The organism is Dietzia aerolata (assembly GCF_014144865.1).
Lineage (GTDB): Bacteria > Actinomycetota > Actinomycetes > Mycobacteriales > Mycobacteriaceae > Dietzia > Dietzia aerolata.
Genome location: NZ_JAALDM010000193.1, coordinates 1 through 11,935, shown reverse-complemented (window position 1 = coordinate 11,935; position 11,935 = coordinate 1). Strand labels below are relative to the sequence as shown.

Annotated in this window: 9 protein-coding genes and 1 riboswitch; of the genes, 4 read left to right on the top strand and 5 right to left on the bottom strand. The window is 68.0% G+C overall.

Annotation, left to right across the window (positions count from 1 at the left end):
* Positions 1–1,000: ABC transporter substrate-binding protein (locus G6016_RS11605; protein WP_182632805.1), on the bottom strand; the 1,000-nt coding region annotated here is incomplete at its 3' end.
* 91 nt (positions 1,001–1,091) lie between these two features.
* Positions 1,092–1,216, bottom strand: a riboswitch (cobalamin riboswitch).
* Positions 1,217–1,597: 381 nt separating this feature from the next.
* Here G6016_RS11605 and G6016_RS11600 point away from each other — a divergent pair.
* Both G6016_RS11600 and G6016_RS11595 read left to right on the top strand, forming a co-directional pair.
* On the top strand, positions 1,598–2,014 hold the full coding sequence (locus G6016_RS11600) for a carboxymuconolactone decarboxylase family protein (protein WP_182632804.1): 417 nt from the start codon (positions 1,598–1,600) through the stop codon (positions 2,012–2,014).
* Between the two features lie 58 nt (positions 2,015–2,072).
* The gene (locus tag G6016_RS11595; protein WP_182632803.1) at positions 2,073–3,707 is read left to right on the top strand and encodes a long-chain fatty acid--CoA ligase; all 1,635 of its coding nucleotides are present in this window, start codon (positions 2,073–2,075) and stop codon (positions 3,705–3,707) included.
* Between the two features lie 145 nt (positions 3,708–3,852).
* Here the strand turns inward: G6016_RS11595 and gnd are convergent, their stop codons facing one another.
* Genes gnd through fgd form a run of 3 tightly spaced genes read right to left on the bottom strand, consistent with a single transcriptional unit; the run spans position 3,853 to position 7,989 of the window.
* A complete protein-coding gene (gnd, locus tag G6016_RS11590) occupies positions 3,853–5,295 on the bottom strand; it encodes an NADP-dependent phosphogluconate dehydrogenase (protein ID WP_182632802.1) in 1,443 nt (480 codons plus the stop codon).
* 29 nt (positions 5,296–5,324) lie between these two features.
* The gene (gene pgi / locus G6016_RS11585; RefSeq protein ID WP_182632801.1) at positions 5,325–6,965 is read right to left on the bottom strand and encodes a glucose-6-phosphate isomerase; all 1,641 of its coding nucleotides are present in this window, start codon (positions 6,963–6,965) and stop codon (positions 5,325–5,327) included.
* Positions 6,966–6,981: 16 nt separating this feature from the next.
* A complete protein-coding gene (gene fgd, locus G6016_RS11580; protein ID WP_182632800.1) occupies positions 6,982–7,989 on the bottom strand; it encodes a glucose-6-phosphate dehydrogenase (coenzyme-F420) in 1,008 nt (335 codons plus the stop codon).
* 128 nt (positions 7,990–8,117) lie between these two features.
* On the opposite strand from fgd, the gene G6016_RS11575 reads away from it, so the two are divergent.
* Positions 8,118–8,906 (top strand): DeoR/GlpR family DNA-binding transcription regulator, encoded by a 789-nt coding sequence (locus tag G6016_RS11575; RefSeq protein WP_187354532.1) that lies wholly within the window; start codon positions 8,118–8,120, stop codon positions 8,904–8,906.
* 144 nt (positions 8,907–9,050) lie between these two features.
* On the top strand, positions 9,051–10,172 hold the full coding sequence (gene tal / locus G6016_RS11570) for a transaldolase (protein ID WP_182632799.1): 1,122 nt from the start codon (positions 9,051–9,053) through the stop codon (positions 10,170–10,172).
* Positions 10,173–10,328: 156 nt separating this feature from the next.
* Here the strand turns inward: tal and G6016_RS11565 are convergent, their stop codons facing one another.
* On the bottom strand, positions 10,329–11,690 hold the full coding sequence (locus G6016_RS11565) for a cytochrome P450 (RefSeq protein ID WP_182632798.1): 1,362 nt from the start codon (positions 11,688–11,690) through the stop codon (positions 10,329–10,331).
* Positions 11,691–11,935: the final 245 nt, after the last annotated feature.

The following is an 11,935-nucleotide window of genomic DNA, read 5'->3' as shown; positions in this document are numbered from 1 at the left end:
CGGCGGGTGCGTCGGCGTCAGCGGGCGCGTCGGCTCCGGCTCCGGTTCCGGCGGGCGCGTCGGCGCCGGTCCCGGCCGGGATACCGGACACGAGGCCGGCGACCTCGCGCAGGAAGTCCACCACGCGCGGACCCCAGCGACTGGCCAGGTCCTCGTCCACCACGTACACGTGGCCCTCGCGCACGGCCGTCATCTGATCCCAGCCCGGGCGCTGCGCCACGATCTCCGGGGTGATGCCGCAGCACTGGGCGTCGGCGAGCAGCACCACGTCCGGGTCGTCCTCGAGGATGAGTTCCTCGGACAACTGCGGGTACGGGTTGTCGCCGGTGGCGATCGAGGTCATGCCCAGCATCGAGTAGATCTCGCCGATATAGGTGTCGTTGGTGACGGTGTAGAAGGTGTCGTCGAGCTCGTGGAAGTACGTCAGTGGCGTCTCGCGCTCGGGCACCGACGCCACGATCTCGTCGATCTCGACCTGCATCTGCGACACCACCTCGGCGGCCTCGCCCACGTGACCGGTGGCCGCGCCGACCTGCTCGATCTGCGTGTACGTGTCGTCCAGGTTCGCCGCGGCCGGCAGGAGCAGCACCTCGACGCCCGCGCGCTCGAGCCCGTCCACGATCCCGCCATTGTCATCCGACAGCACCACCAGGTCCGGGTCGTAGCCGAGGATGGCCTCCAGGTTGGGCGTGTATCCGGATAGGTCGGTGACCGGCGCGTCCTCGGGGTAGTCCGAGCGCTCGTCCACGGCCACCACCTGCTCGCCGGCGCCCACCGCGAACAACATCTCGGTGGTGGCGGGGGTCAGGGACACGATGGCCGACGGCTCACCGGCGGTCTCGCCATTGGCGGACTGGTCGACGGCCGGCTCCTCGTTCGCCGGCGAGCATGCCGCAGCGACCAGGGCCAGGGCGGCGAGCGGCGCGGCCACCAGGGAACGGGCGCGGGTGCGGGCGCGCGAACGGGCGCTGGCGCTGACGCGGGCGCGTGGGGTGTGCATGGCATCCTCCGGTTCTCGGAGGACGAAAACAGCGAGGGCCGCGGCCGACGGGCCGCTGCACGTAGGCCGTCCTTCGTCCGAGGTCAGTACGTACGTCTCCGCGGCGACGGCCGACCTGGCTTGCCCGCTCACCGGCGGGATCACAGTTGCGGGACAGCGCCGGACTCTCACCGGCTTCCACCGCGTGCCACGGTGCCCGGCGCAGAGAGCCGGACAGGTGTGAGCGTAGCCGACGCCCCGGACAGTCCCCGCTGTCCGCCGCGAACGCGGTCAGGTCACGCCGATCACTGCCCCACCCGCCACCGCATGTGTGGCCCCGCGGTCGCCCCGAGAGGTTACGCGGCCTGGTTGCCGACCAGGTGCCGCATAAGGTCCGGTACGTCGACAACGAGAGTGCACAACCGGATCGTGGTGGGTGGTGACGGCGTCGTCGTCACACTTCTTTTCCGCTCGTGGTGGCGACGGGTGACCGGACCGGCGACGTCCCCACCCGACATTGCGCTTGGTGGTGGCGGACGTCCCCTCGCAGCGCGGCGCGCGGTGGGGGCGGGGAGGATGGGCGGTGACACGTCCGTACCGGCGAAAGGACAAGACACGATGACGACGACGAGTGGTTCCGCAGAGGGGCCTTCGGCCGCAGGTCTGCGGGAGCAGGGGTTCGCGACCAGGCGCGAGGTCATGAGTGACGCCTTTGTCGACCGGGCCATGGACCGTGCCGGCGGGACGGCGTCGGAGGCCATCCAATACGTGGTGACCGAGAACGTCTGGGGCAACATCTGGAACCGGCCGGGCCTCGGGCGGCGGGATCGCAGTCTGCTCAACATCGGGATGCTCGTCGCGATGCACGCCGACGCCGAACTGGCCGGACACGTGCGCGGCGGGCTGACCAACGGCCTGACCCGCGAGGAGATCACCGAGGCCGTCATCCACGCCTCCGGCTACTGCGGGGCGCCCGCCGCGCTGTCGGCGATGAAGACCGTCCAGCAGGTCTTCGACGACCTGGACGATGAGTAGACTCGACACCAGGCATGACCCCCACCACACTACCTCCAGCGATTAAAGGAGCCCTCGCATGCTCAGCACCATGCAGCCGACGCAGCTGAACATCAGCACGATCCTCGATTTTGGCGCCACCGTCCACAAGGACGCGAAGGTCACCACCTGGACCGACCAGGGCCCGCGCGTGGTCTCGTTCGGCGAGATCGGCAAGCGTGCCGCCCAGCTCGCCCACGCCCTGCGCGGCCTCGGGATCGACGGCGACCAGCGCGTGGCCACGTTCCAGTGGAACAATTCCGAGCACATGGAGGCCTACCTCGCCGTGCCGTCGATGGGTGCGGTTCTACACCCGTTGAACATCCGACTGTTCCCGGAGCAGCTCGCCTTTGTGGCGAACCACGCCGAGGACAAGATCGTCATTGTCGACCCCACCCTGATCCCGCTGCTGCAGCCGCTCCTGCCGAAGTTCTCCACGGTTGAGCACGTGATCGTCACCGGCGGCGCCGCCGCGACGCTCGAGGCCCCCGAGGGCGTGCAGGTCCACGACTACGAGGCGCTGCTCGCCGCGCAGCCCACCGAGTTCGACTGGCCCGAGGTGGACGAGAACACGGGCGCCGCGATGTGTTACACCTCAGGCACCACCGGCGACCCGAAGGGCGTCGTCTACTCGCACCGCTCGATCTACCTGCACTCGATGCAGGTCTGCATGTCGGACGGCATGAACATCTCGCTCGACGACAACGTGCTGGCGATCGTGCCGATGTTCCACGCCATGTCCTGGGGCCTGCCGTACGCTGCGTTCCTGGTGGGCGCCTCGCTGCTCATGCCCGAGCGCTTCCTGCAGCCCGAGCCGCTGGCCGCGATGATCGCCAGTGAGAAGCCGACCCTCGCCGCCGCCGTGCCGACCATCTGGCAGGCTGTCGACGCCTACTCGGTCGACCACCCGATCGACATGTCGAGCTTCCGTTCCGTCGTGGTGGGCGGCAGCTCCTGCCCGCCCGAGCTGATCCGCAAGTTCCGCGACAAGTACGGGATCAACATCACCCACGCCTGGGGCATGACCGAGACCTCCCCCATCGGCACGCTCTCCCGTCCGAAGGCGGATCTGCCCGAGGAGAAGCAGTTCGAGCTGCGTCAGACCCAGGGCCGGCTGATCGCGGGCGTCAAGGCCCGGATCGTCGACGACGCGGGTAACGCGCTGCCCTGGGACGGCGAGTCCGTGGGTGAGCTCGAGGTGCGCGGCCCGTGGATCACCGGCAGCTACTACAAGGTGGACGCCCCGGACTCCTTCGACGACGGCTGGCTGCGCACCGGCGACGTGGGCTACATCAAGCCGGAGGCGTTCCTGCAGCTCACCGACCGCGCCAAGGACATCATCAAGTCCGGCGGCGAGTGGATCTCGTCGGTCGAGGTGGAGAACTACCTGCTCGAGCACCCGTCCGTCGCCGAGGCGGCCGTGATCGGTGTGCCCGACCCCAAGTGGGACGAGCGGCCGCTGGCCACCGTCGTCATCAAGGAGGGCCTCGCCGACCCGGACGTCGAGGAGCTGCGCGCACACCTCGCCGAGCGCATGGCCAAGTGGCAGGTGCCCGAGCGCTTCGCCTTTGTCGACGAGATCCCCAAGACCTCCGTCGGCAAGCTCGACAAGAAGCGCATCCGCTCCTCGCACGCCGATGGCGAGCTCGACGTGGTCAACGCGCTGGAGAAGTAGGGGGCTGGCCTGGTCGGCTGGCTGGGCGGGCCTGTCTGGCTGGGCTGGCCTGGCTGGGTCGGCCTGGCCTGGCCGAAGTTCATCGCGAAGCGGGTTCCGCACACATCGCCCGAGAAGGGGGTGTGCGGAACCCGCTTGGCGTTTGTCAGACCCGCTGCTCGCTGCGGTCACCGCTCCAGAGCGTGTGGAAACTGCCCTCGGCGTCGACGCGCTTGTAGGTGTGGGCGCCGAAGTAATCGCGCAGCCCCTGTGTCAGGGCGGCGGGCAGCCGCTCGGCGCGCAACGCGTCGTAGTACGACAGGGACGAGGCGAACGCGGGCACCGGGATGCCCATGAGCGTCGCCGTGGACACCACGCGCCGCCAGGCGTCGACGGCGTTCTCCACGGCCTCACGGAAGTAGGGCGCCAGCAGCAGGCTCGGCAGCTGCGGGTCGGCGGCGTAGGCCTCCCGGATCCGGTCGAGGAAGGTGGCCCGGATGATGCAGCCGCCCCGCCAGATCGTGGCCAGGTCGCCGGGCTTGACGTTCCAGTCGTACTCCTGGCTGCCAGCGAGGATCTGGTCGAAACCCTGCGCGTAGGCGACGACCTTGGATGCGTACAGCGCCTGGTTGATCGCGTCTACGAACTCCACCTTGTCGGTGGGGGCGGCGGCGAGTTGCCCTGAACCCAGCCCGCGGGAGCGCTCACGCTGTGCGGTCGCGCTGGACAGGGCCCGGGCGAAGACGGCCTCGGCGATGCCGGTGGTGGGAACACCCAAGTCGAGGGCCGATTTCACGGTCCAGCGGCCGGTGCCCTTCTGCCCGGCGGAATCGACGATCACGTCGACGAGGGGCTTGCCGGTGTGGGCGTCGACCTGGCTGAGCACCTCGGCGGTGATTTCCACCAGGTAGCTCTCAAGGTCGCCGGTGTTCCACTGCCGGAACACATCGGCGATCTCGGCGACCGGCATGTCCAGGGCGGTGCGCATGAGGTCGAACGCCTCGCCGATGAGCTGCATGTCGGCGTACTCAATACCGTTGTGCACCATCTTCACGAAGTGTCCGGAGCCGTCCGGGCCGATGTGGGTGCAGCACGGCTCGCCGTCGACCTGCGCGGAGATCGACTCGAGCAGCGGCCCGAGGTGCTCGTACGATTCGGCGGGCCCGCCGGGCATGATCGACGGCCCGTTGAGTGCGCCCTCCTCACCTCCGGAAATGCCAGCGCCGACGAAGTGGAGGCCGCGGGCGCGGATCTCGGCCTCGCGGCGGATGGTGTCGGTGTAGAGGGAGTTGCCGCCGTCGATGATGATGTCGCCGGGCTCCATGTGATCGGCCAGGTCGGCGATCACCGCGTCGGTGGCGGGCCCGGCCTGGACCATCACCAGGACGCGGCGCGGCACCTCGAGCGAGGCGACGAACTCGGCGGTGGTCTCGGCGGGGAGGAAGTCGCCCTCGTGGCCGTGGTCGGCGATCAGGGCGTCGGTCTTGGCGCGCGACCGGTTGTGGACGGCCACCGTGTGACCGTGGCGCGCGAAGTTGCGCGCGATGTTGGATCCCATCACCGCGAGTCCGGTGACGCCGATCTGGGCGCGGGCAGTGGAGTCGGCCATGTGTGTCCTTTGCGGGAGTCGTCGGGGTGTCAGTGTCTGGTGCGGGCGCGCCGCAGCGCGGCGACGAGGCCGTCGGTGGAGGTGTCGCCGGTGGGACGAGGCTCGACGTCGGTGATTGCTCCAGCCAGCTCGAGCGCCTGCGCCTTGCCGAGTTCGACGCCCCACTGGTCGAACGAGTTGATGTCCCACAGGACGCCCTGGACGAACACCTGGTGCTCGTACAGCGCGATGAGTTGACCCAGCGTGGAGGGGGTCAGGCGCGGGGCGACGATCGTGGTGGACGGTTGGTCGCCGGGCATGGTCTTGTGCCCCACGAGCCGCTCCGGCGTGCCATCGCGCACCAGCTCCTCGGTGGAGCGGCCGAATGCCATGACCTTGGCCTGGGCGAGCATGTTGGCGAGCAACACGTCGTGCATGGTGCCGCGCCCATCGAGCGAGGGCAGGTCGTCGGTGGCCTCGGCGAATCCGATGAAGTCGACCGGCACCAGCCGCGTGCCTTGCTGGAGCAGCTGGTGGAAGGCGTGCTGACCGTTGGTGCCGGGCTCGCCCCAGATGATCTCGCCGGTGCCCACCATCACCGGACTGCCGCTGTTGTGCACGGACTTGCCGTTGGATTCCATGGACAGTTGCTGCAGGTAGGCGGGCAGGCGCGCGAGGTCGTGGGAGTAGGGCAGGACGGCGCGGGAGTCGGCCTCGAGGAAGCTGGCGTACCAGACCCCGAGGAGCCCGAGGAGGATCGGCGCGTTGTCGCGCGCGGGTGCGGTGAGGAAGTGCTCGTCGACCGCGCGCATGCCGGCGAGGAACTCGCGGAACCGCTCGGCGCCGATCGCGAGCATGAGGCTCAGCCCCACCGCCGAGCCCACGGAGTAGCGTCCTCCCACCCAGTCCCAGAACCCGAAGACGTTCGCGGCGGGGATGCCGAACTCGGCCGCGCGGCCCGGGTCGGCTGAGACCGCCACGAAGTGGCGGGGCACGCCGGCCTCGCCCAAGGCCTCGACGATCCAGGTCCTGGCCGCCGCGGCATTGGTCATTGTTTCGAGGGTGGTGAAGGTCTTGGAGACGACGACGACGAGGGTCGTGGCCGGGTCCAGTCCGGCGAGCACGGAGTTCAGGTCTGCCGGGTCGACGTTGGAGACGAAATGCGCCTTCGGGCCGTCGCAGTAATGGCGTAGAGCGCGAGCGGCCATGGCCGGGCCGAGGTCGGATCCGCCGATCCCGATGTTGATCACATCCGTGATGGGCTGGCCCGTCGCCCCGGTCCACTCGCCGCCACGCACCCGGCCCGCGAGGTCGGACATCCGGCCGAGGACCTCGTGGACGTCGGCGGTGACGTTCTGGCCGTCGACGGTGAGGTCGTGGTCGGCGGGCAGCCGCAGGGCGGTGTGCAGGACGGCCCGGTCCTCGGTGGTGTTGATGTGGGCACCGGCGAACATGGCGTCGCGACGGTCCTCGACGCCGCGTTCGCGGGCGAGGTCCAGCAGCAGGGACAGCGTCTCCCTGGAGACCAGGTGCTTGCTGTAGTCGATGTACAGATCGCCGACGGCCGTGCTGAGAGCGGTGCCACGGCCGGGGTCGGTCGCGAAGAGCTGCGAGATGCTCTGCGACCGTGCGGTCTCGACGTGTTCGGCCAGGGCCTTCCAGGCGGAGCCGGTACGGGGTGAGGGAGTCATTGGCGGTGGATCCTTGTCACCCGAGCCTGCGCAGGCGCGGAGCGAGATCGCGCTCGAACAGCGTGAGGAAGCGCTCCTGGTCGTGGCCGGGGGCGTGGAAGACGAGGTGGTTCAGGCCCGCGTCGACGTACTGCTTGACCTGCTCCACGGCGTCGTCCGGGTCGGAGGCGACGATCCACCGCTTGGCCACCTGCTCGATGGGCAGCTCGTCTGCCAGTTGCTCCATCTCGCGCGAGGAGCCGACGCTGTGCTTCTGCTCAGGGGTCAGGGAGAGCGGCGCCCAGAATCGCGTGTTCTCCAGGGCTGCGTCCGGGTCGGTGTCGTAGGAGATCTTGATCTCGATCATCCGGTCGATGTCGTTGACGTCCCGCTCGGCTTTGGCGGCGCCCTCCTTGACGGCCGGGATGAGCTTGTCGTTGTACAGCTCCATTCCCTTGCCGGAGGTGCAGATGAATCCGTCGCCGGCGCGGCCGGCGTAGCGGGCCACGACCGGTCCACCGGCGGCGATGTAGACCGGGACCGGCTTGTCTGGGACGTCGTACATGTACGCGCCCTTGGTGTGGAAGTACTCGCCCTCAAACGTCACTTCTTCGCCCGTCCAAAGCTCCCGCATCAAACGCACGGATTCGCGCAACCGGGCAAAGCGTTCCTTGAACTCGGGCCATTCGCCGTCGAGTCCGCCGGTGGCCACCTCGTTGAGGGCCTCGCCGGTGCCCACGCCGAGCATGATGCGGTCCGGGTATAGGCACGCCATGGTGGCGAAGGCCTGGGCGATCACGGCGGGGTTGTAGCGGAAGGTCGGTGTCATCACCGATGTGCCGATCTGCATGCGCTTTGTCCGCTCACCCACGGCTGCCATCCAGGCCAGGGAGAACGGGGCGTGCCCGCCGTTGTGCCGCCACGGCTGGAAGTGGTCGGAGACGGTGACCGAGTCCATCCCGTGCGCTTCGGCGGAGACGGCGATCTCCACCAGGTCACGCGGGGCGAACTGTTCCGCCGATGCCTTGAGGCCGAGTCGAAGCATGTTTCTTCCCTTTTCGCATTCACAATGAGTGCACGAAATCGTGCAGTAATGGTCTTGAGTATCGGTATATGTGCAAAAATTGTCAACGATTTGCGCGCAATCGTTTACACTTGCGTGCAGTTCCGGTGATGAACGCCAGTGCAGGGGGAAATGTGTCGGTCCAGCAGCGGCGAGTGGAGATCATCAGGCAGCTCCATCGCGACGGATATGTCGAGGCCAAGAAGCTCTCCGGCGAGTTCGGCGTGGACACCTCGACCATCCGGCGGGACCTGGACGTCCTCGTACGTAGCGGTCAGGCGGAGCGCACGCACGGCGGTGCGAAAGCTGTCGGTGGTGCGGCGTTGGACGTGCCGTACGCGGTGAAGGAATTCGAGCGCAGGCAGCAGAAGGTGGCGATCGCCGCCCATGCCACCGCTCGTGTGCGCGAGGGGGACAGCGTCGTCCTCGACAGTGGCTCCACGACCTTCCAGGTCGCGATGGCACTGCGCAATATCCCGGATCTGACCTTCATCACCAACGACTTACGAATCGCCACCTTGCTCGCCGCGGTGCCGGACGTGCGGCTCTTCCTTGCCGGGGGAGAGTTGCTCAACTCGGTGTTCACCCTCACCGGGCCGCGCGCGACGGAGTTCTTCTCCGATTTCTCCGCCACCTGGGCGTTTCTCGGTGCCGACGCCCTGGATTCGGAGGCGGGGATCACCAACACCAACACCCGGGAGGTGCCCGTCAAACGCGCGATGATCGAGGCAGCCAGCACGTCGATCGTCGTGGCCGACAGCAGCAAGTTCGAGTCCCGGACGCTGGCACGCGTCGCGGCCCTGGACGAGGTGGACCACCTGGTCACGGACGTCGGTCTGGACACGGCCATCGCCGCCAAATACGGATCGCGCCTGGAACGGGTCGACTTCGAGCAATGACGTGCCCGCCCTGCTTGCCCGCCCCGCTTGCCCAATCCTGCCCGCCCAACCCCGTAGCCCCGACTCGGTAGAGGCTCTCGCCCCACACGTTCCCGCTCCCACATCCGCTCCGTGGCCGTCACTCGCCACCACAGAAAGGTCATCATGAAGCAGAACGAGAATCTGTCCGCCTTGTCCGCCGCCGGTGTCTCGGTGTGGCTCGACGACCTATCCCGCGACCTCATCAGCTCGGGCCGCCTGGCCGAGCTGGTCGGCACGCGCTCGGTCGTGGGCGTCACCACCAACCCGTCGATTTTCCAGGCCGCCCTCAGCTCCGGAACCGCGTACGACGAGCAGGTCACGAGCCTGGCCACCCAGGGCGCGGATGTGGATACGGTCATCCGGACCACCACGACCGATGATGTCCGCTCCGCCTGTGACGTGCTGCAGCCGGTGTTCGCCGCATCCGATGAGGTGGACGGCCGAGTGTCGATCGAGGTGGACCCGCGCCTGGCGCACGACGCGGACGCGACCGTCGCGCAGGCCATCGAGCTGTGGAAGGTCGTCGACCGCCCGAATCTCCTCATCAAGATCCCCGCCACCATCGCGGGGCTCGACGCGATCCGCCGGGTGATCGCCGAGGGGATCAGCGTCAACGTCACGCTGATCTTCTCTGTCGAGCGCTACGCGCAGGTCATGCAGTCCTACCTCGAGGGTCTTGCAGAGGCCGCCGAGAAGGGCCACGACCTGAGCACCATCCACTCGGTGGCCTCGTTCTTCGTCTCCCGCGTCGACACGGAGATCGACGGCCGGCTCGCGAAGCTCGGCACCCCGCAGGCGCTCGAATTGCAGGGCAAGGCCGCCCTGGCCAATGCGCGCCTCGCCTACGCGGAGTACCTCAAGGTGTTCTCCTCCGGCGATCGGTTCGCTGAGCTGGCCGGCCGCGGTGCCCGCCCGCAGCGTGCACTGTGGGCCTCGACCGGCGTCAAGAACCCCGACTACCCCGACACTCTGTACGTGAGCGATCTCGTCGCCCCGGACACGGTCAACACCATGCCCGCGGCAACAATGGAGGCCTTCGCCGACCACGGCCGAGTCGAGAAGGACTCCGTGATCGGCCGCGCCGAGGAATCTGCGGAGATCTTCCGCGGCTTGGAGCAGGTCGGCGTGGACCTGGCCGAGGTGTTCGCCAAGCTCGAGGCCGAGGGTGTGTCCAAGTTCGAGGTGGCCTGGGCCGAGCTCCTTCAGGCCACGTCGGAGCAGATCGACGCCCACAAGGCCGGCTAGTTTCAGGTGCTGCCGACGCTGGGACCGCTCCCAAGGATCTGATGTATCCCGCGCTCGACGGACGCTCGACCCAAGGATAAGGGTCTATCCTTGGGTGAACGAGCTGCCGAGCTAAGGATAAGTCGTATCCCGAGGAGCCCTGGGAAACGTCGGTCGCTAGTCCAGCGGCCGCAGATCCACCGGCAGGCCATCGATGGGGTAGGGCAGCGAGTCATTGCGCATCGGCGGGACGTAATCCAGCGGCACCGACCACTCGAAGTTCCGCAGCAGCGCGCTGAGTACGAGCTTGGACTCCATGTTCGCGAAGACCATCCCGAGGCATTTGTGCACGCCGCCGCCGAATGGCTCCCACGCGAAGCGATGCGACTTGTCCTCGCGGCGCTCGGGAGAGAAACGCGCCGGGTCGAAGATCTCCGGATCGGTCCAGTACTCGGGCAGGTGGTGCGAAAGCATCGGCATGATCGCAACGAACCGTCCCTTGGGGATCGGAACGCCGAGCACCTCGGTGTCCTTGACTGCCCTACGTGCCAGCACGGGAACGGGCGGATGCAGTCGCAGCGTCTCCTTCATGACCAGATCCAGGTCCGCGACATCCTCGATCTCGGCGATCGTCGGAGTGGGACCCAACTCCAGGCACTGCTCGCGAAGCCGTGCCTGCCACCGCGGATCCCGGCCGAGTTCGAAGACTATCGAGGTGACCGTGCTGGTCGTCGTGTCGTGCGCGGCCATGAGGAGGAAGATCATCTGGTTGATGATGTCGTCGTCGTCGATCCCACCGGAGGCGTCGGCGACCTGGCACAGGACCGAGAACAGGTCCTCGCCCGGGTTCGCGCGGCGGGCGGGCAGGTGGCGGCGGAAAAAATCTTCGAGGATACGACGACCACGCGCCGCGCGGCCCCACTTGGTGAAGGGGTTCGGCGTGGTGGTGCGCACCCAGCCGTTGGCGGCGAGCACGCAGTCGACGAACGCAGTGTTGACGCGCTCGATCTCCCCGGGCTCCGCGAGTTCGGCGCCGCCCATGAACACCGACGTCGCCAGGTCGAGCGTGTGCGATTTGAGTGCCGGATAGATCTGGAACGCGGGATCAGGTCGCCAGGCGGCGATGCCCTCGTCGACCAGCGGTGCGAGCGTGCGGGTGTAGCCCTCGAGCCGTGGCCGGGTGAACGCCTCCATCATGAGGGTGCGGTAGTGCTTGTGCTCGGCAAAATCGAGCAGCATCAGCCCGCGGTCGAAGAACGGACCGACCAGGTATCCCCAGCCCGGGCCGTTCGCGAACGCCTTGTCCGGATTCTGCAGCGCAATCTGGCAGGCGTCGGGGCCGAGCATCGCGGTCCAGGTCTGGCCGAGGATGTGCAGGTCGGAGACTGGGCCGTGCTGGCGGTATCTGCGGAACATCGTCGCGAGTGGACTGTCGACGTACTCGAGCGTCCCGCCGATGATCGGCAGATGTGACGCCAGCGGGGCCGCCGGGGGCTGGAATACCTTCTCGCGCTCACGTGGATCCAGAGCGATTGACATATGGCACCTCAATGTCGGGTAGCCCCAGTCTGTGGTGCCGCTCACAGTGGCGTCAATGAAATGGCGAAAATAACTGGACGCCAGTCCGGTTCACGAGCCGCAGCGGCTCCCGAAGTCCTCGCCGCAGCCGCAGCGACAACCCGCATGCAAACGTGCACTTGCACAGGCCCCCGCACCCGCGCCCCTAACTCGCGATGGTCGTCACTACTGCGGAGATGGTCGTACTGGCTGCGGCGGCGCGCCGG